Genomic DNA, 24237 nt, shown 5'->3' with positions numbered 1-24237 from the left:
ATTACAGGCTGTTGAAGACGCGGTTTTCCTGTTCCTGAACGCGGATAAAGGTCGTGCGCTTGGTCAGCTCTTTCAGGCGGGATGCACCCACGTAGGTACATGCGGAACGCAGGCCACCCAGGATGTCACGCGCGGTATTCTCAACCGGGCCGCGCAGAGGCAGCTTAACGGTTTTACCTTCCGCGGCACGATACTGCGCAACACCACCCACGTGGCGGTTCATCGCAGATTCAGAGCTCATGCCGTAGAAGAGCATGAATTTTTCACCGTTTTCGTCAACCACGGTGCCGCCGCTCTCTTCGTGGCCCGCCAGCATACCGCCCAGCATCACGAAGTCTGCGCCGCCGCCGAAGGCTTTCGCCACGTCGCCCGGCATGGTGCATCCACCGTCACTGATGATCTGGCCGCCCAGGCCGTGGGCTGCATCAGCACACTCGATCACTGCTGACAGCTGCGGATAGCCAACGCCAGTTTTTACACGCGTTGTGCAGACGGAGCCCGGGCCGATGCCCACCTTCACAATATCTGCGCCGGACAGGATCAGCTCTTCACACATTTCACCGGTAACCACGTTACCCGCAATAATGGTTTTGGTCGGCCAGGCCTGACGCGCCTTGCTGACGAACTGAACGAAGTGCTCGGAGTAACCATTCGCCACATCAATACAGACGAAGTTCAGGTTTGGGTTCGCAATCAGGATCTGTTTTGTTTTTTCGAAATCAGCATCAGAGGTGCCGGTGGAAACCATCACGTGCTTCAGCACGTTTTCAGATACGGAACCTGCAAACGCATTCCACTCTTCAACGCTGTAGTGCTTGTGCACAGCGGTCAGGATGTCGAAGGAGGCCAGCGCTTTTGCCATGGCAAACGTCCCGACGGTATCCATATTCGCGGCGATAACAGGTACGCCAGACCAGGTCTGACCGGAATGCTTAAAGGTGAATTGACGTTCAAGTTCAACGTCGGAGCGACTTTTCAGAGTAGAACGTTTAGGGCGGATAAGAACGTCTTTGAAACCTAACTTCAGATCTTCTTCGATACGCATTTGCGGATTCCTGGGGTACTGGGGTAAATGTCGAAAAAACGTAACACACAACTCCAGTGACGCTATCATACGCACTAATACCTGTTGCGCAAGACTGCGAAAATCACTTTTTTTACGCTACAATCCTATAAATTTACCTGGTAAAAAGTACGTAAGCAGAGCTTAATCTTTGCTGATAAAAGATTAAATCTTAAGCAATTGATATCAATAATGAATATTTCCCAGGATTTTATTTAATGGGGTACATCGTTGCACTAACGGGAGGCATTGGCAGTGGCAAAAGCACTGTGGCAGAAGCCTTCTCTCGTCTGGGCGTCACAATAATTGATGCCGACATCCTTGCCCGCCAGGTGGTAGAGCCCGGTACACCCGCACTACGCGCTATCGCAGAACATTTCGGCAACGATACGATCGCACCTGACGGCACCCTTAATCGCCGGAAGCTGCGCGAACGCATTTTTGCCCACCCTGAAGAGAAAGCCTGGCTTAACGCCCTGCTTCACCCGCTTATCCAGCAGGAGACGCAGAAACAGATAGCGCAAGCGACGTCTCCCTATGTGCTCTGGGTTGTCCCGCTTCTTGTGGAAAATAATCTCCATGACAAAGCGGACCGGGTGCTGGTGGTGGACGTCTCCCCGGCAACACAAATTCAGCGCACCATTGCCCGCGATAACGTCGGGCGTGAACATGCGGAACAAATTCTTGCCGCGCAGGCCACGCGTGAAGCGCGTCTGGCCGTCGCGGATGATGTTATTGATAATAACGGCGCACCGGATGCCATTGCATCGGATGTGGCTCGCCTGCATCAGCAATACCTGGCGCAGGCCGTTTTACAGGAAAAAGCCTAATGCACACCCACGTTCTTTTTGAGCATCCCCTCAATGAAAAAATGCGCACCTGGCTGCGCATTGAGTTTTTAATCCAGCAGCTTTCGAGCCTGCTTCCGGTTCACGACCACACCACGGCGCTGCATTTTTTCCGTAACGTGGGCGACCTGCTGGATGTGTTAGAGCGTGGCGAAGTCCGCACTGATTTAGTGAAAGAGCTGGAGCGTCAGCAGCGTAAATTGCAGGCCTGGGCAGAAGTGCCGGGAGTGGACAACAGCCGCATCGACAGCCTGCGCCAGCAGCTGAAAAACAGCAGCGGAGTGTTAATGGCCGCACCCCGTATCGGCCAGTTTCTGCGGGAAGACCGCCTGGTAGCGCTGGTGCGTCAGCGTCTGAGCATTCCCGGCGGCTGCTGCAGTTTCGATTTACCGACCCTGCACATCTGGCTGCATATGCCGCAGGAGCAGCGCGATATCCAGGTACAAAACTGGCTGGTCAGCCTTGAGCCGTTGAACCAGGCGTTGACGCTGATCCTCGACCTGATCCGCAACTCCGCGCCGTTCCGCAAGCAAACCAGCCTGAATGGTTTTTATCAGGATAATGGGGAAGATGCCGATCTGCTGCGCCTGCAGTTGCCCCTTGCCGCTCAGCTTTATCCGCAGATTTCAGGCCATAAAAGCCGCTTTGCGATTCGTTTCATGCCGCTCGACAGTGAACATGGCCTGGTGCCGGAACGCCTCGACTTTGAACTGGCGTGTTGTTAAGGAGTTAAGATGTCTGATGTTACTACCGTGAACTGCCCCATCTGTGGGAAGCCCGTCGTCTGGGGCGAGCAGAGCCCGTTTCGTCCTTTTTGCAGCAAGCGTTGTCAACTGATCGATCTGGGTGAGTGGGCCGCGGAAGAGAAACGCATTCCAAGCGAAGGCGATCTCTCTGACAGCGACGACTGGAGTGAAAGCCAGCAGTAACGTTTAATGCCTGCTGGCGCTTTGTCCGGCAGGCTTACAGATTGTCCACTAAACGGGCGATAACAGGCGCGTTTGCCGGTGGGAATTTATCAGCATCCTGCGCGCTCAGCATCACCCAGTTTCCAGGCTGTCCCTCTTTGCCCCAGGGCTCCCCCTCCCAGCTTTCCACCAGCCAGAACCACAGCGTGATATGGCGATCGGGGAAGGTATATTCCAGTTTGTCGAACAGGGTCGCACCGAGCGGGGTGATCCCCACCTCTTCCTGAAGTTCGCGGGTAAGCGCCTGTTCCGGCGTCTCGCCAGACTCGATTTTGCCGCCAGGAAACTCCCACTTGTTCGCCATATGCGCATCCGCTGCACGCTGGGTAATAAAGATTTGGTTATCGGAATTGCGAATGATCCCGACAGCGATTTGCAGTATTTTCATTGTCTTACGTCCATAAAAAAGGCGCAGATATCTGCGCCTTTCAGGTGTGTTTCAGGCTTAGCTCAGACGGCCATGGCACTGTTTGTATTTTTTACCAGAACCGCATGGGCACGGATCGTTACGACCGACCTTACGCTCACCGGACTGCGCGGCAATCGCGGCGGCTGCGGCTTCTTCGTCGTCCTGATGGCTGAGCTGCTGCATCTGGGCCAGACGCTCAGCTTCTTCACGACGCTGCTGCTCCATCTCTTCCACTTCTTCCGGCATGCGCACCTGAACTTTGCTCAGAGTGCTGATCACTTCATACTTCAGTGATTCAAGCATGGAGGCAAACATCGCAAAGGATTCGCGCTTGTACTCCTGCTTCGGATCTTTTTGTGCATAGCCACGCAGGTGGATGCCCTGACGCAGGTAGTCCATCGCCGCCAGGTGCTCTTTCCACAGGGAGTCCAGGGTTTGCAGCATCACGCCTTTTTCGAAGTGACGCATCATCTCAGCACCCACAACTTCTTCTTTGCGCTTATAAACCTCAAGGGCGTTAGCAAAAATACGCTCGCGCAGGGTCTCTTCGTGCAGCTCCGGCTCTTTATCCAGCCACTCCTGAATCGGCAGATCCAGGTCGAAGTCGTTTTTCAGACGCGCCTGCAGACCTTCAACATCCCACATCTCTTCCAGGGACTGCGGAGGAATGTGCCCATCGATGGTGGCTTTAAACACGTCTTCGCGGATGCTGTTAATGGTTTCGCTCACGTCGGAAACGTCCAGCAGCTCGTTACGCTGGGTGTAGATCGCGCGACGCTGATCGTTGGCCACATCATCATACTCAAGCAGCTGCTTACGAATATCGAAGTTACGGCTTTCCACTTTGCGCTGGGCGTTGGCGATGGCTTTGGTCACCCATGGGTGTTCAATCGCTTCGCCCGGCTTCATGCCCAGCTTACGCATCATGCCCGACACACGGTCAGAGGCGAAAATACGCATCAGCGCATCTTCCATCGACAGATAGAAGCGTGAAGAACCGGCATCACCCTGACGACCCGCACGGCCGCGCAGCTGGTTATCGATACGACGGGATTCATGGCGCTCAGTACCAATGATGTGCAGACCGCCCGCAGCCAGCACCGCATCGTGACGAACCTGCCAGTCGGCTTTGATCTGTGCGATCTGCTCCGGCGTTGGGTTTTCCAGCGCGGCCACTTCTGCCTGCCAGCTACCGCCCAGCATGATGTCAGTACCACGACCCGCCATGTTGGTGGCGATCGTCACGGCTGACGGATAACCCGCCTGCGCAACGATATCCGCTTCTTTGGCGTGGAATTTGGCGTTCAGCACGTTGTGCTTAATACCGGCTTTGGTCAGCTCTTCGGAGACCACTTCCGATTTTTCGATGGAGATAGTCCCTACCAGCACCGGCTGGCCCGCGGCGGTACGATCGCGGATATCTTCGATGATGGCCTGAATTTTTTCCGCTTCGGTCATGTAGACCAGGTCCGGCATATCTTTACGGATCATCGGACGGTTGGTTGGCACCACCACGGTATCCAGCTTATAGATGGAGCTGAATTCGAAGGCTTCGGTATCCGCCGTACCGGTCATCCCTGCCAGCTTCTCGTACAGACGGAAGTAGTTCTGGAAGGTGATCGATGCCAGGGTCTGGTTCTCGTTCTGGATATCGACGTTTTCTTTAGCTTCAACCGCCTGGTGCAGACCATCGGACCAGCGGCGACCCTGCATGGTACGGCCGGTGTGTTCGTCGACGATGATGACTTCGCCATCCTTAACGATGTAGTCCACGTCACGGGTAAAGAGCACGTGCGCGCGCAGGGCGGCAGTCACGTGGTGCATCAGCATGATGTTGCCCGGAGAGTAGAGCGACTCGCCCTCTTCCATAATGCCCTGGGCAACCAGCAGCTCTTCAATCTGGACCAGGCCACGCTCGGTCAGGTTCACCTGACGGGCTTTTTCGTCCACGGAGAAGTGACCTTCACCCTGGAAGGTGTCGGAGTCCTCTTTTTCCTGACGGATCAGGTGCGGAATGATTTTGTCGACTTTGCGATACATCTCGGAGCTGTCTTCAGCCGGACCGGAGATGATCAGCGGCGTACGCGCTTCGTCGATCAGGATGGAGTCCACCTCATCCACCAGCGCATAGTGCAGTTTGCGCTGGACGCGCTCTTCAGGGCTGAACGCCATGTTGTCGCGCAGGTAGTCGAAGCCATATTCGTTGTTGGTACCATAGGTGATGTCAGCGTTGTAGGCTTCGCGTTTCGCGGGAGCCGGCAGGCCGGACATGTTGATCCCGACGCTCATACCGAGGAATTCGAACAGAGGACGGTTGTTTTCGGCGTCACGCTGGGCCAGATAGTCGTTGACGGTCACCACGTGCACGCCTTTACCCGACAGGGCGTTAACGTAGGCTGGCAGAGTCGCGGTCAGGGTTTTACCTTCACCGGTACGCATCTCGGCGATGCAGCGGTCGTTCAGAACCATACCGCCCAACAGCTGCACGTCGAAGTGACGCATGCCGAACACGCGCTTACTCGCTTCGCGCACAACGGCGAACGCTTCCGGGATCAGGCTTTCAACGGTTTCACCTTTTTCAAGGCGGGCACGGAATTCAGCGGTTTTGGCTTTCAGCTCGTCATCAGAAAGTTTTTCCATCGCTGGCTCGAGGCCATTGATGACGCTGACAGCTTTACGCATGCGGCGCAGGGTACGATCATTACGGCTACCGAAAACTTTAGTTAGTAATTTGATTAACATAATAAATTCTCAAACGCCCCATCATGGGCAGTTAAATTAAGGTATTGAAAGACGGTTAATTTAGCTGAGGCGTTGAGGTCCGGCGCGGATGCCCTGTACCTGGCTAATCCAGGCGGACACGGAGAAAGCGGTGTGTGGCTCGAATGCAGCAAGCGCGACCTGACGGACAATAACCGGCGGCTTGCTCTGCTGAGTCAGAAGCGTATTGAGCGTATCCAGCAGCGCCAGATGGTGCGCCTGAACCGGTAAAGACTCTTCAACAGCAGGTAACGCCTGCGGCGCCATGGCAAAGGAGAGATGCCGGATGACGGTACGAATGGCATGCTGATGCCAGTAATCTACCGTGAAATTCGGTCGGCGGTTCGCTTCCAGCAGGGCAAGATTGGTGAAATTAACCCGCGTGTTCAGATCGTGGCGGGTGGTGGTGGTCCTGGCAGTACTGGCGGCTTCAGCGTTACTGCTGAGCGCGGGCAGGCCAAGACTCGCCGCGACCATCCCCAGAAGGAGATGCGGCCAGAAGTAACGTCTGCCAAATTGTCGCCAGCGCGTCAGAATTCCGCTCAATTGCCCCACCACAAGTAAGTAAGCTTTCAGGCTCACCGTATGATTTTTATATTTTCGCGCCAAGATAGTACCACTAAAGCTACTTCACAGCAGCAGTATTGAGGCACCGGGGAGGTTAAAAATGGTGATGAAATCAGCAAACGCGCCATTGACTACAGCGATTCGGGAAAGGCAAAAACAAAAACGACTGGTCTTCCTGGCCGGAGAGAGTGCCAGGTCAACCAGTCGAATTTACATAACGGAGTGTGCCGTTACGCCAGAACCGTGCTCGGTGCTTTGAATGCCAGTGGCAGTTCAGCTTCGTCTTCGAAGGTCACATATTCCCAGGCTTCCTGTTTTGCCAGAACAGCCTGCAACAGTTTGTTGTTCAGCGCGTGACCGGATTTATACGCGGTAAACGCACCAATGATGTTGTGACCACACATGAACAGGTCGCCGATCGCATCCAGCATTTTGTGACGAACGAATTCATCTTCAAAACGCAGGCCGTCTTCGTTCAGTACGCGATAATCGTCAACAACGATGGCACAATCGAAGCTGCCGCCCAGGCACAGGCCACGGGACTGCAGATATTCGATATCACGCATGAAACCAAACGTACGAGCTCGGCTGATCTGACGCATAAACGCATCAGCAGAGAAGTTCATCGCATAGCGCTGAGTGCTGGAATCAATCGCCGGGTGGTTAAAATCGATGGTGAAATCCAACGAAAAACCATTAAACGGCTTGAATTCTGCCCATTTGTCGCCATCCTGGACACGAACGGTCTCTTTAATGCGTACGAATTTCTTCGCGCTGTTCAGCTCTTCGATGCCGGCATCCAGCAACAGATAGACAAACGGTGCAGCACTGCCATCCATGATTGGGATTTCTGGCGCATCGACTTCAATAACGATGTTGTCGATACCCAGACCCGCCAGGGCGGCATTCAGGTGCTCTACGGTAGAGATCCGCACGTCATGCTCATTTACCAGGCAAGTACAGAGCATGGTATCACGCACAGATTTGGCATCAGCCGGGAAATCTACCGGTGGATTCAAGTCGGTGCGACGATAGATGACCCCGGTGTTGGCCGGCGCAGGGCGCAACGTCAGGGTGACTTTCTTGCCGGTATGTAAACCGACACCTGTCGCCTGAACGATACGTTTTAATGTCCTTTGTTTGATCATCGTATAATCTCGCCAAGTTACTTATCCAACCGAGAGTGTACATCACTATCGGGCGGCCAGTTTAGCACAAAGAGCGTAAATCCCCTAATTCCAGCTAATTCTTAATCAGCTTGCTTACGCAGGAACGCGGGAATGTCCAGATAATCCGGCTCTTTCTGAGTCTGTGGAGTATTGTCATTAACCACCTTAGCGGCTGGTTTCTGCTCCTGGGTCAGCGGCGCCATACCGTGCTGCTGGTAACGATCCATCACCGGCTGCTGAGCAGGTTTATTGGTCACCAGAGTGATCTCAGGACGTTTGTCCATGCCAATACCGGTCGCAACAACCGTTACGCGCAGTTCATCGTTCATTTCCGGATCAAGGGAAGTACCGATTACCACGGTGGCGTTGTCAGAAGCGAACGCACGGATGGTGTTACCCACGGTTTCGAACTCATCCAGACGCAGGTCGAAGCCCGCAGTGATGTTAACCAGCACGCCGCGCGCGCCGGACAGATCGATATCTTCCAGCAGCGGAGAAGAGATCGCCATTTCAGCGGCTTCTTCTGCACGGTCTTCACCTTTCGCCACGCCGGAGCCCATCATCGCGTAGCCCATTTCGGACATCACGGTGCGCACGTCAGCAAAGTCGACGTTCATCAGGCCAGGACGGGTAATCAGCTCGGCAATACCCTGGACTGCGCCTTTAAGGACATCGTTCGCTGCGCCAAAAGCGTCCAGCAGAGAGATGCCACGGCCCAGCACTTTAAGCAGCTTGTCGTTTGGAATGGTGATCAGCGAGTCCACGTGCTTGGACAGCTCGGTGATACCCTGCTCTGCAAACGCCATACGCTTCTTGCCTTCAAAGTTGAAAGGCTTGGTCACTACGGCAACAGTCAGGATACCTAAATCTTTAGCCACTTCCGCAACAACTGGCGCAGCACCGGTTCCGGTACCACCGCCCATACCTGCGGCGATAAACACCATGTCTGCACCATCCAGCGCAGCACGCAGTGCTTCACGGTCTTCTTCTGCAGCATTACGGCCGACTTCCGGGTTTGCCCCAGCGCCCAGCCCTTTGGTGATGCCGCCACCGATCTGGATTGTCTGGCCAACAGCCGTCTTACGCAGTGCCTGCGCATCGGTGTTCACCGCGAAGAACTCAACACCTTCGATGCGCTCGCGCACCATGTGCTCTACAGCATTACCGCCGCCGCCACCGACGCCGATGACTTTAATCACCGCGTCGTTGGTCAGTTCCATAGGTTCAAACATAGTTTCTCTCCGTTTTGTGCCTGTCGCCTGAAACCGTTAATTCTCTCCGGTCTCTTACTAAAATTAAAATTCTTTTCGCAGCCAGGTATTGATTCGCTTAAACCACGAACCTACCGACGTACGTTTTTCTACTTCTGCTTCGCCACTGAGATGGGTTTCCTTCCCGTAATGAAGCAAGCCCACTGCCGTTGAGTAATACGGCTCCTGAGCATAATCCGTCAGACCGGTGATGTTCAGCGGTGCACCAATACGCACCTGCGTATGAAACACCCGCTGAGCGCAGGCCGCAAGACCTTCAATTTGCGCCGCGCCGCCGGTTAATACAATCCCCGCCGCAAGATGATGTTTAACACCCTGCTGGCGAAGCTGTTCCTGTAATTGCAAAATCTCTTCGTTCACCAGGTTAAGCAGCTCGGTATAACGCGGCTCAATCACCTCGGCTAAGGTCTGGCGCTGCAGGCTGCGCGGCGGACGACCACCGACGCTCGGCACTTCAACGCTCTCATCTTTACCCACGATGGAGCCCAGTGCACAACCGTGGCGCACTTTAATTGCCTCGGCATCGCTCGGTGGCGTACCGAAGGCGTACGCGATATCGCTGGTGACCACATTCCCTGCATAAGGGATAACCTTGGTGTGGCGCAGCGCACCACCGGTGTAGACGGCCATGTCCATAGTACCACCGCCGATATCGACGACACAGACGCCCAGTTCACGTTCGTCTTCCGTCAGCACCGAATAACTTGCCGCCAGACCGGCGAAAATAAGTTGGTCAACTTTCAGGCCACAACGTTCAACGGCTTTGACGATGTTCTTCGCCATATCGTTGTGACATGTGATCAAGTGCACTTTTGCCTGCATACGCACGCCTGAAAGTCCTACCGGATTCTTAATACCTTCCTGGTAGTCGATCGCATATTCCTGCGGGATCACATGCAGGACGCGATGCTCGTCGCGAACACGTACCGACTTCGCAGTATGCACTACGTTCTCGACGTCTTCCTGCGAGACTTCTTCTTCTGAGATCGGCACCATACCGATCTCGTTCTGGCAGCTGATGTGCTTGCCAGAGAGTGCCAGATACACGGAGGAAATCTGGCAATCTGCCATCAGTTCGGCCTGATCGATGGCGCGCTGTACGCATTTCACCACCGACTCGAGGTCGTTTACCCCACCTTTATCCATACCACGGGACGGGCAGCTACCCACACCAATGATATTGACCACACCGTCGGGCAGAACTTCCCCTACTAAAGCGGCAACCTTCGCAGTGCCAATCTCCAGTCCTACTACCAGTTTTCTGTCCGTCGCCTTGATCATTGTTATTCTGCCTGTACCTGAGCCTGATTCTGTTGCTGATTAGGTTCCTCAACCGGGGCCGGGGACCACCCGACCGATGCGCCTGAGTCATAGCGCAAATCAACGTAGCTAATCCTTTTGCCTTCAGCCTGCGCCTGCTGCTGCAGAACGGGATAAAGTTCTACAAAACGTTCTAGACGCTTCATCGTGTCACCCCGCCCCAGATTCAGCTTGATATCGTTCGTCAGCGTTAACTGCCAGGAACGACGCGCCGTCATTGCAGCCTGTTTCAGGGTAAAACGATCCTTAGCCAGCACTTTACCCATGCTACGAAAACCTTCCAGTACTTCGTTTTCGCTGCCTTCCGGCCCATACAACATAGGTAAATTTTGCTTGCTGACACGATCGGCCGGGACGCTGAAAGAAACTCCATCTACGTCAACCATATGCTGATCATTCCAACGCGCAATGGGTACATATTCAACCAGATGAATCTTCAATTCATCAGGCCACTGCTTTCTGACGCTCGCCTGTTTAATCCAGGGCAGGCGCTCAATCTGACTCTGGATGATGTTCACATCCTGCGTCATGAAGGTGCCAGGCGACCCTAATGCCAGGATCGACTGACGGATATCGTCATTACGCGTGTAGTGACGGTCGCCGGTCACCACCAGTTTCGACAGAGGCAGACGCTGTGCATCTTCCATCCAGCCGAGCACCATCCAGCCGCTGACAAACACAGTACACAGCACGGCAAGCAGGAAGGTGATCCCTGCAAGACGCGTTCCATTACTCCGCCGTGAAGAATATTCTTCTTCCTCTTCGCGGTTTCGCGTGTTCAGCGCAGCCTGAGACATATCAGCCCGCCTGATCCAGAATGCGGACTACCAGCTGCGAGAAGCTCATGCCAGCCTGGCGAGCCGCCATCGGCACCAGGCTATGACTGGTCATGCCCGGTGAGGTATTGGCTTCCAGCAGATAAAACTGTCCGTCGCTATCCTGCATGACGTCGATTCTTCCCCATCCATAGCAGCCAAGAACTTGCCAGGCTTTAAGCACCAGCGCGTTGATTTCAGCTTCATGCCCGGCATCCAGACCACTTGGGCAGAAATATTGCGTCTCATCAGAGAGATACTTCGCCTCATAATCATAGAAGGTTCCGGCTGGTTGGATACGAATTGACGGTAAAATTTCTTCACCGAGCATCGCGACGGTAAATTCCGGTCCGCTTAGCCATTTTTCCACCAGAACTTCTTCATCATGTTGAAAAGCCAGCGCTAATGCTGATGATATATCGTCAGCTTTATCAACTTTAGACATTCCTACGCTTGAGCCCTCACGGCTGGGCTTAACAATCACCGGTAAACCCAGCGCGGCAATGTGCGCGCTAACGCTGGCTGTCAGGCCCTGCTCAAACTCACGACGCGTCAGTGCAACCCACGGGGCAACCGGTAAGCCGGCACCCTGCCACAGCAGTTTGCTGCGCAGTTTGTCCATGGAAATGGCCGACGCCATCACGCCGCTGCCGGTGTAAGGCAGGCCGATAATGTCCAGCAAGCCTTGCAGCGTGCCATCCTCACCGCCGCGACCGTGCAGCGCGATAAAAACTTTATCAAAGCCCAGCTCTTTCAGGCGCGTCACGTCGGTCTCTTTCGGATCGACCAGGTGCGCATTAACGCCGCCTTCGCGCAGCCCTGCCAGCACGGCCGCGCCGGAATTCAGGGAAACCTCGCGCTCGGCAGAGGTGCCGCCAGAGAGGACCGCAATCTTATCAGCCATGGCGCTCTTCCTCCGAAATTTGCGGCTTAAGTTTGATTTCGGCCAGCGTACGGGCGATTTTGCCGATATTTCCGGCACCCTGCACCAGAATCAAATCATTGCCGGTCAATACCGGGGCAAGCATCGCTGCCGCCTGGGCGTGATCGGAGACCAGAATCGGATCGATCTTGCCGCGACCACGAATGGTACGGCACAGCGAACGGCTGTCGGCACCCGGAATAGCCGCCTCACCTGCCGCGTACACTTCCAGCATCAGCAGCGTATCAACCTGTGACAGCACATTAGCGAAATCGTCGTATAAGTCACGCGTACGGGTGTAACGGTGTGGCTGGAACAGCATAACCAGATTTTTGTCCGGCCAGCCCGCGCGCGCCGCTTTGATCGTGGCGTCCACTTCCGTCGGGTGATGGCCGTAGTCATCCACCAGCATTGCGGTACCGCTTTTCCCGTTAACGCTTTCCAGCGGGAACTCGCCGAGGAAATCAAAACGACGACCGGTCCCCTGGAAGCTTTCGAGCGCCCGCAGGATATCCTCGTCGTCAATGCCCTCTTCTGTGGCGACCGCAACGGCCGCCGCCGCGTTCAGTGCGTTATGGCGTCCCGGCGCGTTAAGCGTCACCTGCAACAGCTCTTTGTCCTGACGCGCCAGGGTGAAATGCCCCTGCGCACCAACCTGCCTGTAACTCTCTACGCGGACATCAGCGTCTTCGCTGAAACCGTAGGTAGTGATCTGACGTCCGACACGCGGCAGCAGCTCGCGGATCACCGGATCGTCAACGCACATCACTGCACGTCCATAAAACGGCAGGTTGTGCAAAAAGTTTATAAAGGTTTGCTTTAAATTTTCGAAATCGCCCTGGTAGGTATCCATATGGTCGGCTTCGATGTTGGTCACAATCGCGACCATCGGCTGCAGGTGCAGGAACGACGCGTCGCTTTCATCCGCTTCAGCGATCAGATAGCGGCTGTGCCCCAGGCGAGCGTGAACGCCCGCTGCTTTCACCAGGCCGCCGTTAACGAAGGTCGGATCGAGGCCCGCTTCAGCATAAATGCTGGAGACCATCGCCGTGGTCGTGGTTTTACCGTGGGTACCGGCAATGGCAATGCCGTGACGAAAACGCATCAGTTCTGCCAGCATCTCTGCGCGGCGGATCACCGGAATACGCGCTTCGTGTGCCGCAACGATCTCCGGGTTATCGGCAGAAATGGCGCTGGAGACCACCACCACGCTCGCATCAAGAACGTTTTCCGGGCGATGGTTGAAATAGATTGTCGCACCCAGCGACGCCAACTGTTGCGTAACAGGGTTCGGCGCCAGATCGGACCCGCTGATCTGGTAGCCTTCATTCGCCAGCACCTCGGCAATACCGCCCATACCGGCGCCGCCGATGCCAACAAAGTGAATGTGCCGGACGCGACGCATCTCGGGCACGATTGAACGCAGTTTCGCCAGTTGTTGTGTATTCATTCTCTAAACGCCATCGACTACTTCAAAAAAATCGTGCAGCGCAACACGCGCTGCGAGGGTTAAACCTGGGCTGCCAGGCTCACTTCTTTCGCCACCCGCTCCGTTGCATCCGGGATCGCCGCCGCACGTGCGTGCTGCGCCATCGCCAGTAATGTCTCCCGGTCCCAGCCCGCCAGGGTGGTGGCGACCGCCTCGGCGGTAAACTGCGGCTGTTCAAAAATTTTGGCTGCCCCGGCTTTTTCAAGCGGCAGCGCATTCCAGTACTGCTGACGGTCTTTGTGCTGGAAGGGCACAAACAGTGCCGGCAAACCGGCGGCGGCGATCTCGCTCACCGTCAGCGCGCCGGAGCGGCAGACAACGACATCGGCCCAGGCATATGCCGCCGCCATGTCGTCGATAAATTCGGTTACTTTGTGCTGCGGCTGGCCCGCATCGGCATAGGCCTGCTCTACCGTTTGCTGAGCGCCCTTTCCGCTTTGATGCCAGATCGTCACGCTATCGTTAAGCTTTGCGGCCACCTGTGGCATGGTCTGATTCAGGACGCGCGCGCCCTGCGATCCCCCCACCACCAGCACGCGTACCGGCCCTTCACGACCGGTGAGTCGCTCCTGCGGCAACGGCAGCGCCAGCACGTCGACACGTACCGGGTTACCCACCACGTCGGCTTTCGGGAATGCGCCCGGGAATGCCTGCATCACTTTGCTGGCGATTTTTGCCAGCCATTTATTGGTGAGGCCCGCAATACCGTTCTGCTCGTGGAGCACAACCGGGATCCCCAGCGACCACGCCGCCAGTCCGCCAGGACCCGAGACATAACCGCCCATTCCCAGCACCACGTCCGGCTTAAAACGCTTCATGATCGCCCGCGCCTGACGCCAGGCATTGAAAATACGCACCGGCGCAAGCGCCAGGGCTTTGATCCCCTTACCGCGCAGGCCAGAAATACGAATAAAGTCGATCTCAATACCGTGTTTTGGCACCAGATCGGCTTCCATGCGGTCTGCGGTTCCCAGCCAGCGTACCTGCCAGCCCTGATCCATTAAATGGTGTGCAACCGCGAGCCCCGGGAAAACATGTCCGCCGGTACCGCCCGCCATCACCATTAACCGCTTCGGTTGATTCATCGTGAACCTCGTGTAAACGCCTGGGCATTCTCCAGACGCGTTTCATAATCTATGCGCAACAAAAACATAATGGCGGTCGACATGATCAACAGACTCGAACCACCGTAACTGATTAACGGCAACGTCAGACCTTTGGTCGGCAGCATACCTGCTGCTGCACCTACGTTGACTAATGCCTGAAAACTGAACCAGATACCGATCGAACAGGCTAAAAAGCCCGAGAAACGGTGGTCAATCACCAGCGCTTTACGACCGATCGACATCGCACGGAAAGCGACGAAGAATACCATTAAAAGCGCCAATACCACACCGATATAACCCAGTTCTTCCCCAATAATGGAGAAGATAAAGTCGGTATGTGCCTCGGGTAAATACTCCAGTTTCTGGACTGAATTCCCAAGCCCCTGACCCCACATTTCACCGCGGCCAAACGCCATCAGCGACTGTGTCAGCTGATAACCGCTGCCAAACGGATCTTCCCAGGGGTTCCAGAAAGAGGTCACGCGGCGGATACGATACGGCTCGGCGAGGATCAGCAGCACGACCGCGGAGATCCCCATTCCGATGATGGCGATGAACTGCCACAGTTTCGCCCCCGCCAGGAACAGCATCGCCAGCGTAGTGACGAACAGTACTACCACGGTACCGAGGTCAGGCTGGGCCAGCAGCAGAACCGCCAGCACCAGAATCACGCCCATCGGTTTTAAGAAGCCGCGCAGGTTGTTACGCACCTCATCAACCTTACGCACCAGGTAGTTGGCGAGATAGCAGAACAGCGACAGCTTGGTAAATTCCGCCGGCTGGATACGCAGCGGGCCGAAGGCAATCCAGCGCGATGCCCCGTTCACCGAGCTACCCACCACCAGTACGATCAGCAGCATGACGATCGAGGCGATCAGCATCGCGGTACTGTGGCGCTGCCAGAACGCCATCGGCAGACGTAAGGTCACCATCGCCAGACAGAACGCGAGGATGATGTATAGCCCGTCACGCTTGGCAAACAGGAAGGGATCATTCGCCAGACGCTGCCCGACAGGCATCGAGGCCGAGGTCACCATAATAAAACCAATCGCCGCCAGCCCCAGCGTAAGCCAGAGCAGCATGCGGTCATACATCACCAGACTATCGGAATCTTTATCCCGGGAGCCCATGACCCAGCCTTTTAACGCCGACGAGATCCACACCAGGATGCCAAATCCTGGCAGGCGCGGCATTTTCGGGCGAGGGAGAGAGAAGCGCATCAGCCTAACTCCTTCGCCAGGCGGGTGAAGAGATCGCCCCGCTGTTCGAAATTCTTAAACTGATCGAGGCTGGCGCAGGCCGGAGAGAGCAGCACCATATCGCCCGGCTTCACGCGCGGGGCGATCAGCCGCATCGCCTGTTCCATGGTCCCGGTTTGTTCGGCGATGTCCGGACGCAGCGCTGCCAGTTCGGCACCGTCACGGCCAAAGCAGTAAAGACGCACGTTATCGCCGCTGAGATACTGTTTCAGCGAAGAGAAATCGGCGGATTTACCGTCGCCACCCAGCAGCAGGTGCAGGGTGCCGTCAACGTGCAGGCCATTCAGCGCCGCTTCCGTACTGCCGACGTTGGTGGCTTTTGAATCGTTGATCCAGCGCACGCCGTTATGCTCCAGCGCCAGTTGGAAGCGGTGCGCCAGGCCCGTAAAGGTGGTGAGGGCTTTCAGGCTGGTGGCGCGGGGTAATCCCGCAGCGTCCGCCAGCGCCAGCGCCGCAAGGGCGTTGGTGTAGTTGTGCTGGCCCGAAAGCGGCATCTCTTTAACGTTCAGCACCTTTTCACCGTTTGCCCGCAGCCAGGTTTCGCCCTGCTGACGGTTAAGGTGATAGTCGCCCATATTGATGCCAAAGCTCACGCAGCGCTCATCCGCGCCGCGTACCGGCATGGTCAGCGCATCATCGGCGTTCACCACGCACACGCGGGCTTTTTCATAGATGCGCAGCTTGGCGGCGCGGTACTGCTGCAGACCAAACGGATAGCGATCCATATGATCTTCGGTGACGTTGAGGATGGTCGCCGCCACCGCCTGCAGGCTTGAAGTGGTTTCCAGCTGGAAGCTGGAGAGCTCAAGGATGTAGAGCTCACGCGCGGGATCGAGCAGCATCAGTGCCGGTAGGCCGATGTTGCCGCCGACCCCCACATTGACGCCCGCCGCTTTCGCCATCTCACCGACCAGCGTAGTGACGGTGCTTTTACCGTTTGAACCGGTAATGGCAATAACTGGCGCCTGGGCTTCACGGCAGAACAGTTCGATATCGCCGACGATCTCAACGCCCGCCTCGGCGGCAGCGCTCAGGGCCGGGTGCGCCAGGGCGATACCTGGGCTTGCGACAATCAGATCGGCGGCGTTCAGCCACTCTTCATTCAGACCACCAAGGTGGCGTTCAACCTGTTCCGGCAGTTTGTCCAGACCAGGCGGAGAGACACGCGTATCCATCACGCGAGGCGTGACGCCGCGCGCGAGGAAAAAGTCCACGCAGGAGAGGCCGGTTAAGCCTAACCCGATGATAACGACTTTTTTACCCTGGTAATCTGCCATGATTAACGTACCTTCAGCGTTGCCAGGCCAATCAGCACCAGCATCAGCGAAATAATCCAGAAGCGCACGATGACGCGCGGTTCCGGCCAGCCTTTCAGTTCATAGTGGTGATGGATAGGCGCCATCCGGAAGATGCGCTGTCCGCGCAGCTTGAATGAACCCACCTGCAGGATCACCGACAGGGTTTCAACCACAAACACGCCGCCCATGATCACCAGCAGGAACTCCTGGCGCAGCAGCACGGCGATAATGCCCAGCGCGCCGCCCAGCGCCAGCGAACCCACGTCGCCCATAAAGACCTGCGCCGGGTAGGTGTTAAACCACAGGAACCCTAAACCTGCCCCGACAATCGCCGTGCAGACGATCACCAGTTCACCGGCATGACGCAGATACGGAATATGCAGATAGCTGGCGAAGTTCATGTTGCCACTCGCCCACGCCACCAGCGCAAAGCCCGCCGCCACGAAGACGGTAGGCATAATCGCCAGGCCGTCGAGGCCGTCAGTCAGGTTTACTGCGTTACCGGTACCGACAATCACGAAGTAGGCCAGCAGGATGTAGAACAGGCCCAGCTGCGGCATCACGTCTTTGAAGAAGGGCACCACCAGTTCGGTGGCTGGCGTGTCTTTGCCTGCCAGATAGAGCGCAAACGCCACGCCCAGCGCAATCACCGACATCCAGAAATACTTCCAGCGGGCGATCAGGCCTTTGGTGTCCTTGCGCACCACTTTGCGGTAGTCATCGACGAAACCGATAATCCCGTACCCGACCAGCACCACCAGCACGCACCAGACGTACGGGTTTGACGGATAAGCCCACAGCAGCACCGACACCACAATCGCGGTGAGGATCATAATGCCGCCCATGGTCGGCGTACCGCGTTTGCTGAAGTGTGATTCCGGACCGTCGTTACGCACAACCTGACCGAAAGAGAGTTTTTGCAGACGGGCAATCATGCGCGGGCCCATCCACAGCGAGATGAACAGCGCAGTCAGCAGGCTGACGATGGCGCGAAACGTCAGATAGGAAAAGACGTTAAAGCCGGAATAATATTTGACCAAATGCTCGGCCAGCCAAACTAACATGTCCCATTCTCCTGTAAAGCGTGCACAACCTCTTCCATGGCGGCACTGCGTGAACCTTTCACTAAAACTGTCACTATTTGTTGTTCTGCAACCAGCGCCCTGAGGCGGGCGATCAACGCCGCTTTATCGGCAAAATGCTCACCGACGCCGCTGGCCTGGCTGATATTTTTACTGAGATGACCGGCGCTTAACACGCGATCGATACCGGAGGCTTTCGCCGCCTCACCCACCTCGGTGTGGCAGGCCTCGCTCTCATCACCCAGCTCGGCCATATCCCCGACCACCATCACGCGATAGCCCGGCATCTCAGACAGCACCTGTACGGCAGCGGTCATAGAGCCGACGTTGGCGTTGTAGGAGTCATCCAGCAGCAGTTTGTTTTCTGCCAACTGAACAGGGAACAGGCGTCCAGGGACGGCTTTGAGGTTTGCCAGCCCGGCTTTGATAGCCGACAGCGGCGCGCCGACGGCCATCGCCAGCGAACTTGCCGCCAGGGCATTGGCGATGTTGTGGCGACCCGGCAGGGGCAGCAGCACATCCACATTGCCGGTTGGGGTCTGGAGCGTAAATTCGGTGCCGTGGGAGGTCACGTGGACGTTGGTCGCGGTGAAGTCGCTGTTGGCAGCATTCGGCGAGAAGCGCCAGGTTTTACGATCCCCGATGACGCTTTTCCAGTTCAGCCAGTCGTTGTTATCGGCATTCATAATGGCGATGCCGTTTGCCGGCAGGCCGGTATAAATCTCGCCTTTCGCTTTCGCCACGCCTTCGAGTGAGCCGAAACCTTCGAGGTGCGCCGCAGCAAGGTTGTTCACCAGCGCCGCTTCCGGACGGGTCAGGTTGACGGTCCAGGCGATTTCACCCTGGTGATTAGCCCCCAGCTCGATCACCGCAAATTCGTGCTCGGGCGTCAGGCGCAGCAGCGTCATCGGCACGCCGATGTCGTTGTTCAGATTGCCTGCGGTATAAAGCGTGTTGCCACACTGCGAGAGGATGGCGGCGGTCATCTCCTTAACGGAGGTTTTACCGGAGGAGCCAGTCAGCGCCACAACGCGCGCCGGAACCTGCTGGCGAACCCATGCCGCCAGCTCACCAAACGCCAGACGGGTATCTTTCACTACCGCCTGCGGCAGGTCGATATCCAGCTTACGGCTTACCAGCAGTGCGCCAGCACCGGCGGCTTTCGCCTGTTCTGCAAAATCGTGGGCATCGAAACGCTCACCCTTCAGCGCCACAAACAGGCAGCCTGGGGTGATTTTGCGCGTGTCGGTGGTAACAGCATCGAAGGTCAGATCGTCGCCGCTGACGTCAGCGCCCAGGATCATCGCTAGCTGGTTTAGCGTTACGCTAATCATGCCACCACTCCCAGCAGACGCGCCGCGGTCACACGGTCGGAGTAATCCAGACGGTTGGTGCCGACAATTTGATAGTCTTCGTGGCCTTTACCGGCCAGCAGCACTACGTCGTTTTCGTTAGCCTGCATAATGGCGTTGGTCACCGCTTCTGCGCGGCCTTCCACCACACGGGCGCGGCCCGCATCCAGCATACCGGCCAGAATGTCGTTGATGATAGCGCGCGGCTCTTCGGTGCGCGGGTTGTCATCGGTAACTACCGCGATGTCCGCGAACTGCTCGGCAATAGCCCCCATCAGCGGGCGTTTGCCTTTGTCGCGATCGCCGCCGCAGCCAAAGACGCACCACAGCTTACCGGCACAGTGCAGGCGCGCGGCTTCCAGCGCTTTTTCCAGTGCGTCCGGCGTGTGGGCATAATCCACCACCACGGTCGGTTTGCCAGGGGCGGTGAACACTTCCATACGACCACAGACCGGCAGCAGGCGCGCGGAGGTGCTGAGCAGGTCCGCCAGCGGATAATCCAGCGCCAGCAGGGTGGCGAGAGCCAGCAGCAGGTTGCTGACGTTGAAGGCCCCCATCAGGCGGCTTTCGATTTCGCCTTCGCCCCATGAGGAGGTAAAGCGAATGGTCGCCCCGCTGTCGTGATAGGTCACGTCGGTGGCTTTCAGCCAGCGGCCGTGGCAGTTCGGGTTGATATGGTCAGCCATGGAGACCGCAACGGCATCCGGCAGCTTAGCCAGCCAGCGGCGTCCCACTTCGTCATCGGCGTTGATAATCGCCTGACCGCAGTGATGCGTGGCATACAGTTGCCATTTCGCCGCTTCGTAGTTTTCCATATCGCCATGGTAATCGAGATGGTCCCGGCTCAGGTTAGTGAACACGGAGGCCGCAAATTTCAGGGCCGCAACACGGTGCTGTACCAGCCCGTGGGAAGAGACTTCCATTGCCGCGAAGGTAGCGCCCTGCCCTGCCAGGCCCGTCAGCACGTGCTGGACGTCGACCGCAGAGCCGGTGGTGTTTTCCGTTGGGTTGACTTTGCCCAGCAGGCCGTTGCCCACGGTTCCCATTACCGCGCTGGTTTCACCCAGCAACTGCGCCCACTGCGCCATCAGCTGCGTGGTCGTGGTTTTACCGTTAGTCCCGGTGACGCCAACCAGACGCAGCCGGTCAGAGGGTTCGTTATAAAAACGTCCCGCCAGCGCAGAGAGACGTTCATTCAACTGGCTGAGATAGATGACCGGCACGCCGTGCATTTCACGGATTTCACCGTCAGTGGCCTCATCTTTTGCCTCAGCAATAATGGCAGCTACACCTTGCGCTATCGCCTGCGGGATATACCGACGCCCGTCCGCCTGATGACCCACTACTGCCACAAAAAGATCGCCCGACGCAGCCAAACGGCTGTCGAGTACCATCTCTCGCAGTACTCGCGCAGGTAAACCTGATACCCACGGAGCAAGAAGGTCGCGCAAATTACGATCTGCCACCTGTTCCCTCGCCTTGATTAATTACAAATTCACTTTTCTCGCCTGTTGCCAGCGCATCCGGCTCGATGTTCATGGTTCGCAGTACGCCGCCCATGATGGCACCGAAGACCGGCGCGGAAACGGCGCCACCGTAGTATTTACCCGCCTGTGGATCGTTGATGACCACCACCAGCGCAAAACGCGGATTACTCGCAGGCGCAACGCCTGCGGTGTATGCAATATATTTATTGATGTAGCGGCCATCCGGACCGACTTTTTTCGCCGTACCGGTTTTGATCGCGATGCGATAGCCTTTGATCGCCGCCTTCACGCCGCCGCCGCCGGGCAGCGCCACGCTTTCCATCATGTGAACGACGGTACGGACGATCGATTCCGGGAAGACGCGCTCACCGGGAACCGGGGGGTCAACTTTGGTAATTGAGAGCGGGCGATAGACGCCATAGCTGCCAATCGTTGCATAGACTCGCGCCAACTGTAACGGTGTTACCATTAGCCCGTAGCCGAAAGAGAAGGTGGCCCTCTCTATGTCAGACCACCGTTGTTTTTGAGGATATAAGCCACTGCGTTCTCCGACCAACCCCAAATTGGTCGCTTTTCCCAGCCCAAAACGTGAGTAAGTTTCTACCAACGCTGAGGACGGCATCGCTAACGCCAGCTTAGAAACGCCGACGTTACTCGACTTCTGTAAAACCCCGGTGAGGGTCAATTCGCTGTAACGCGCCACGTCTTTGATTTCGTGACCGTTAATTCGGTAAGGAATGGTGTTGAGCACGGTATTTTCATTGACGATGCCGCGCTGCAGGGCCGTCATCACCACCATCGGTTTGACCGTTGAACCCGGCTCGAAGACGTCAGTGATCGAACGGTTACGCATGGCGTCTTTAGCCGTTCCGGCAAAATTGTTCGGGTTGTAGGACGGGCTGCTGGCCATCGCCAGCACTTCGCCAGTGCTGACATCAACCAGTACCGCACTGCCGGATTCCGCTTTGTTAAAGGCCACGGCGTTATTCAGCTCACGATACACCAGCGCCTGCAGACGTTCGTCAATGCTCAGCGCCAGGTTGTGCGCCGCCTGGCTATCCGTTGAAGAGATATCTTCAATTACGCGGCCGTAGCGGTCTTTACGCACCACGCGCTCGCCCGGTTGACCGGTCAGCCACTTATCGAAGCTCTTCTCTACGCCTTCAATACCCTGGCTGTCGACGTTGGTAAAGCCGATCAGGTGGGCAGTCACTTCCCCTGACGGGTAGTAGCGACGTGACTCTTCACGCAGGTGAATGCCGGGCAACTTCAGTTTTTTGATGTAGTCGGCCATGTCAGGGTTAACCTGACGCGCAAGATAGATAAAGCGCCCTTTCGGGTTGGCATTCACGCGCGCCGCCAGCTGATCGAGCGGCATTTTCAGCGCGTCTGACAGCGCTTTCCAGCGGTTATCCAGCGAGATCCCACCGGCGTCATGCAGCTCTTTAGGATCCGCCCAGATCGCTTTTACCGGCACGCTGACCGCCAGCGGACGACCCGAGCGGTCGGTGATCAGGCCGCGCGAGGTGGAGACTTCCTGAACGCGCAGGGAACGCATGTCACCCTGACGCACCAGCATGTCGGGCGCAATGATCTGCAGCCACGCCACGCGTCCCAGCAGGAAACCCAGCGCCAGTAAAATGCAGCCGCACAGCAACGCAAAACGCCAGCTGATAAAGCTGGCCTGTTCTTCCTGACGTTTTGGTTTTAGCGCCTTCGCCGCCGATTTCATGCGTCGCGTTTTTCCTTATTTTTGTACTACGATATTTTCCTGAGAAGGATCAACATGCTGCATCTGCAGCTTTTCCGTTGCGATCCGTTCAACCCGGCTATGATCGCCGAGCGCATTTTCTTCGAGGATCAGATTTCGCCACTCGATATCCAGCGCATCACGCTCCAGCACCAGCTGTTCGCGCTGCGCCGTTAACAAACGGGTATGGTGAGCGGTGGTCACGACAGTGACCGCCGACACAATGATGCAAATAAACAGGCACAGTGGCAGCTTGCCGAAACGCAACAGATCGTCCCAGATGACGCCGGGCAAGGCATGACGCTCGTTGCTGCTAAGCGAATCTTTAACCTTGCTGAAGGTATCTGCCACCTTGCCAATCATGCGCTCGTCCTTTCTGCAATACGCAGCACGGAACTACGGGCGCGTGGGTTCTCTTCCACTTCTGCTTCGCCCGGCATTAATTTGCCCAATGCGCGCAGCTGACGACCACCCAGCTTTTTGAGCTGCTCTTCCGTCATCGGTAAGCCGGCCGGAACCTGTGGGCCGCGGCTTTGCTCGCGCATAAAGCGCTTCACGATGCGATCTTCCAGCGAGTGGAAGCTGATAATCGACAGGCGACCACCCGGGGCAAGCACGCCAAGCGAACTCTTTAGCGCCTGCTCAATCTCATCCAGCTCGCTGTTCACCCAGATGCGAACGGCCTGGAAGGTGCGGGTGGCGGGATGTTTGTATTTGTCCTTCACCGGGGTTGCCGCGGCGATCACTTCCGCCAGCTCTTTGGTGCGGGTCATCGGCTCAATGCGGTTGCGCTCAACGATGGCTCGGGCTATACGCTTGCCAAAACGCTCTTCGCCAAAGGTTTTGATCACCCAGGCAATATCGGCTTCATCGGCGGTTTGCAGCCACTCGGCGGCAGACTGGCCGCGCGTTGGATCCATGCGCATGTCCAGTGGACCATCGCGCATAAAGGAGAAACCGCGTTCAGCATCGTCAAGCTGTGGTGAGGAGACGCCAAGATCGAGAAGAATGCCGTCGATCTTGCCGGTTAAACCACGCTCGCCGACGTAATCAGCCAACGCGGAGAAAGGACCGTGAACGATGGAAAAGCGTGGGTCATCGATGGTTTTTGCCACCTCAATCGCCTGTGGATCGCGATCGATTGCCAGCAAACGGCCTTCCGCTCCCAGTTGGGAGAGGATCAAACGCGAGTGACCACCCCGGCCAAAAGTGCCATCAATATAGATGCCATCAGGACGAATATTCAGGCCATTGACGGCCTCATCCAGTAGCACCGTCGTATGTTTATAATTTTCCATCATA

Annotated in this window: 22 protein-coding genes; 3 read left to right on the top strand and 19 right to left on the bottom strand. The window is 56.6% G+C overall.

Annotated elements, in window-relative coordinates; genetic code table 11:
• Position 1: 1 nt before the first annotated feature.
• Complete coding sequence (locus FFB58_RS16295) at positions 2–1045, bottom strand: GMP reductase (protein ID WP_039030362.1); 1044 nt, start codon at positions 1043–1045, stop codon at positions 2–4.
• 236 nt (positions 1046–1281) lie between these two features.
• Here FFB58_RS16295 and coaE point away from each other — a divergent pair, with 236 nt between their 5' ends.
• Genes coaE through yacG form a run of 3 tightly spaced genes read left to right on the top strand, consistent with a single transcriptional unit; the run spans position 1282 to position 2840 of the window.
• A complete protein-coding gene (gene coaE / locus FFB58_RS16290; protein WP_039030363.1) occupies positions 1282–1893 on the top strand; it encodes a dephospho-CoA kinase in 612 nt (203 codons plus the stop codon).
• The gene (gene zapD, locus FFB58_RS16285; protein ID WP_039030364.1) at positions 1893–2636 is read left to right on the top strand and encodes a cell division protein ZapD; all 744 of its coding nucleotides are present in this window, start codon (positions 1893–1895) and stop codon (positions 2634–2636) included. Before coaE ends, zapD begins: the two co-directional genes overlap by 1 nt.
• 9 nt (positions 2637–2645) lie before the next feature.
• Positions 2646–2840: a DNA gyrase inhibitor YacG gene (gene yacG, locus FFB58_RS16280; protein ID WP_138370436.1), complete on the top strand. Its 195-nt coding sequence runs from the start codon at positions 2646–2648 to the stop codon at positions 2838–2840.
• Positions 2841–2874: 34 nt separating this feature from the next.
• Here the strand turns inward: yacG and mutT are convergent, their stop codons facing one another.
• The 18 genes from mutT to rsmH form a co-directional block, all read right to left on the bottom strand.
• Positions 2875–3267, bottom strand: a complete 393-nt coding sequence (mutT, locus tag FFB58_RS16275; protein ID WP_138370435.1) for an 8-oxo-dGTP diphosphatase MutT — start codon at positions 3265–3267, stop codon at positions 2875–2877.
• Positions 3268–3324: 57 nt separating this feature from the next.
• Positions 3325–6030 (bottom strand): preprotein translocase subunit SecA, encoded by a 2706-nt coding sequence (secA, locus tag FFB58_RS16270; RefSeq protein WP_039030367.1) that lies wholly within the window; start codon positions 6028–6030, stop codon positions 3325–3327.
• Between the two features lie 60 nt (positions 6031–6090).
• Positions 6091–6594, bottom strand: coding sequence for a secA translation cis-regulator SecM (secM, locus tag FFB58_RS16265; protein ID WP_171029968.1), 504 nt, complete (start codon positions 6592–6594; stop codon positions 6091–6093).
• A gap of 251 nt (positions 6595–6845) precedes the next feature.
• On the bottom strand, positions 6846–7763 hold the full coding sequence (gene lpxC / locus FFB58_RS16260) for a UDP-3-O-acyl-N-acetylglucosamine deacetylase (protein WP_039030368.1): 918 nt from the start codon (positions 7761–7763) through the stop codon (positions 6846–6848).
• Between the two features lie 101 nt (positions 7764–7864).
• Positions 7865–9016 (bottom strand): cell division protein FtsZ, encoded by a 1152-nt coding sequence (gene ftsZ / locus FFB58_RS16255; RefSeq protein WP_039030369.1) that lies wholly within the window; start codon positions 9014–9016, stop codon positions 7865–7867.
• Between the two features lie 63 nt (positions 9017–9079).
• The gene (gene ftsA, locus FFB58_RS16250) at positions 9080–10336 is read right to left on the bottom strand and encodes a cell division protein FtsA (RefSeq protein ID WP_039030370.1); all 1257 of its coding nucleotides are present in this window, start codon (positions 10334–10336) and stop codon (positions 9080–9082) included.
• 2 nt (positions 10337–10338) lie between these two features.
• Positions 10339–11172 carry a cell division protein FtsQ gene (ftsQ, locus tag FFB58_RS16245; RefSeq protein ID WP_039030371.1) on the bottom strand — a complete coding sequence of 278 codons (834 nt, stop codon included), beginning with the start codon at positions 11170–11172 and terminating at the stop codon, positions 10339–10341.
• 1 nt (position 11173) lies between these two features.
• Positions 11174–12094, bottom strand: coding sequence for a D-alanine--D-alanine ligase (locus FFB58_RS16240; RefSeq protein WP_138370434.1), 921 nt, complete (start codon positions 12092–12094; stop codon positions 11174–11176).
• Positions 12087–13562, bottom strand: coding sequence for a UDP-N-acetylmuramate--L-alanine ligase (gene murC / locus FFB58_RS16235; protein WP_039030373.1), 1476 nt, complete (start codon positions 13560–13562; stop codon positions 12087–12089). Before murC ends, FFB58_RS16240 begins: the two co-directional genes overlap by 8 nt.
• 59 nt (positions 13563–13621) lie before the next feature.
• Positions 13622–14686 carry an undecaprenyldiphospho-muramoylpentapeptide beta-N-acetylglucosaminyltransferase gene (gene murG / locus FFB58_RS16230; RefSeq protein WP_138370433.1) on the bottom strand — a complete coding sequence of 355 codons (1065 nt, stop codon included), beginning with the start codon at positions 14684–14686 and terminating at the stop codon, positions 13622–13624.
• Entirely contained in the window at positions 14683–15927 is a 1245-nt protein-coding gene (gene ftsW / locus FFB58_RS16225) for a cell division protein FtsW (RefSeq protein ID WP_039030375.1), read from the bottom strand. Before ftsW ends, murG begins: the two co-directional genes overlap by 4 nt.
• Positions 15927–17243, bottom strand: a complete 1317-nt coding sequence (gene murD, locus FFB58_RS16220; RefSeq protein WP_138370432.1) for a UDP-N-acetylmuramoyl-L-alanine--D-glutamate ligase — start codon at positions 17241–17243, stop codon at positions 15927–15929. The genes ftsW and murD overlap by 1 nt, the downstream gene beginning before the upstream one ends.
• A 2-nt stretch (positions 17244–17245) precedes the next feature.
• Positions 17246–18328 carry a phospho-N-acetylmuramoyl-pentapeptide-transferase gene (mraY, locus tag FFB58_RS16215; protein WP_039030377.1) on the bottom strand — a complete coding sequence of 361 codons (1083 nt, stop codon included), beginning with the start codon at positions 18326–18328 and terminating at the stop codon, positions 17246–17248.
• Positions 18322–19680, bottom strand: a complete 1359-nt coding sequence (gene murF, locus FFB58_RS16210; RefSeq protein WP_138370431.1) for a UDP-N-acetylmuramoyl-tripeptide--D-alanyl-D-alanine ligase — start codon at positions 19678–19680, stop codon at positions 18322–18324. The genes mraY and murF overlap by 7 nt, the downstream gene beginning before the upstream one ends.
• Positions 19677–21164 (bottom strand): UDP-N-acetylmuramoyl-L-alanyl-D-glutamate--2,6-diaminopimelate ligase, encoded by a 1488-nt coding sequence (gene murE, locus FFB58_RS16205; RefSeq protein WP_138370430.1) that lies wholly within the window; start codon positions 21162–21164, stop codon positions 19677–19679. Before murE ends, murF begins: the two co-directional genes overlap by 4 nt.
• A complete protein-coding gene (locus tag FFB58_RS16200; protein ID WP_039030380.1) occupies positions 21151–22917 on the bottom strand; it encodes a peptidoglycan glycosyltransferase FtsI in 1767 nt (588 codons plus the stop codon). Before FFB58_RS16200 ends, murE begins: the two co-directional genes overlap by 14 nt.
• Before the next feature lie 15 nt (positions 22918–22932).
• Complete coding sequence (gene ftsL, locus FFB58_RS16195; protein ID WP_039030381.1) at positions 22933–23298, bottom strand: cell division protein FtsL; 366 nt, start codon at positions 23296–23298, stop codon at positions 22933–22935.
• Positions 23295–24236, bottom strand: coding sequence for a 16S rRNA (cytosine(1402)-N(4))-methyltransferase RsmH (gene rsmH / locus FFB58_RS16190; RefSeq protein ID WP_039030382.1), 942 nt, complete (start codon positions 24234–24236; stop codon positions 23295–23297). The genes ftsL and rsmH overlap by 4 nt, the downstream gene beginning before the upstream one ends.
• Position 24237 lies beyond the last annotated feature (1 nt).

The organism is Enterobacter sp. MF024 (assembly GCF_005843915.1).
In the GTDB taxonomy this organism is placed as follows: domain Bacteria; phylum Pseudomonadota; class Gammaproteobacteria; order Enterobacterales; family Enterobacteriaceae; genus Enterobacter; species Enterobacter barmai.
This window is presented reverse-complemented; position numbering and strand designations above follow the sequence as displayed.

Coding starts and splice junctions, on each gene's coding strand:
- FFB58_RS16295 (WP_039030362.1), bottom strand. CDS start 1,045: ATGCGTATCGAAGAAGATCTGAAGTTAGGTTTCAAAGACGTTCTTATC.
- coaE (WP_039030363.1), top strand. CDS start 1,282: ATGGGGTACATCGTTGCACTAACGGGAGGCATTGGCAGTGGCAAAAGC.
- zapD (WP_039030364.1), top strand. CDS start 1,893: ATGCACACCCACGTTCTTTTTGAGCATCCCCTCAATGAAAAAATGCGC.
- yacG (WP_138370436.1), top strand. CDS start 2,646: ATGTCTGATGTTACTACCGTGAACTGCCCCATCTGTGGGAAGCCCGTC.
- mutT (WP_138370435.1), bottom strand. CDS start 3,267: ATGAAAATACTGCAAATCGCTGTCGGGATCATTCGCAATTCCGATAAC.
- secA (WP_039030367.1), bottom strand. CDS start 6,030: ATGTTAATCAAATTACTAACTAAAGTTTTCGGTAGCCGTAATGATCGT.
- lpxC (WP_039030368.1), bottom strand. CDS start 7,763: ATGATCAAACAAAGGACATTAAAACGTATCGTTCAGGCGACAGGTGTC.
- ftsZ (WP_039030369.1), bottom strand. CDS start 9,016: ATGTTTGAACCTATGGAACTGACCAACGACGCGGTGATTAAAGTCATC.
- ftsA (WP_039030370.1), bottom strand. CDS start 10,336: ATGATCAAGGCGACGGACAGAAAACTGGTAGTAGGACTGGAGATTGGC.
- ftsQ (WP_039030371.1), bottom strand. CDS start 11,172: ATGTCTCAGGCTGCGCTGAACACGCGAAACCGCGAAGAGGAAGAAGAA.
- FFB58_RS16240 (WP_138370434.1), bottom strand. CDS start 12,094: ATGGCTGATAAGATTGCGGTCCTCTCTGGCGGCACCTCTGCCGAGCGC.
- murC (WP_039030373.1), bottom strand. CDS start 13,562: ATGAATACACAACAACTGGCGAAACTGCGTTCAATCGTGCCCGAGATG.
- murG (WP_138370433.1), bottom strand. CDS start 14,686: ATGAATCAACCGAAGCGGTTAATGGTGATGGCGGGCGGTACCGGCGGA.
- ftsW (WP_039030375.1), bottom strand. CDS start 15,927: ATGCGCTTCTCTCTCCCTCGCCCGAAAATGCCGCGCCTGCCAGGATTT.
- murD (WP_138370432.1), bottom strand. CDS start 17,243: ATGGCAGATTACCAGGGTAAAAAAGTCGTTATCATCGGGTTAGGCTTA.
- mraY (WP_039030377.1), bottom strand. CDS start 18,328: ATGTTAGTTTGGCTGGCCGAGCATTTGGTCAAATATTATTCCGGCTTT.
- murF (WP_138370431.1), bottom strand. CDS start 19,680: ATGATTAGCGTAACGCTAAACCAGCTAGCGATGATCCTGGGCGCTGAC.
- FFB58_RS16200 (WP_039030380.1), bottom strand. CDS start 22,917: ATGAAATCGGCGGCGAAGGCGCTAAAACCAAAACGTCAGGAAGAACAG.
- ftsL (WP_039030381.1), bottom strand. CDS start 23,298: ATGATTGGCAAGGTGGCAGATACCTTCAGCAAGGTTAAAGATTCGCTT.
- rsmH (WP_039030382.1), bottom strand. CDS start 24,236: ATGATGGAAAATTATAAACATACGACGGTGCTACTGGATGAGGCCGTC.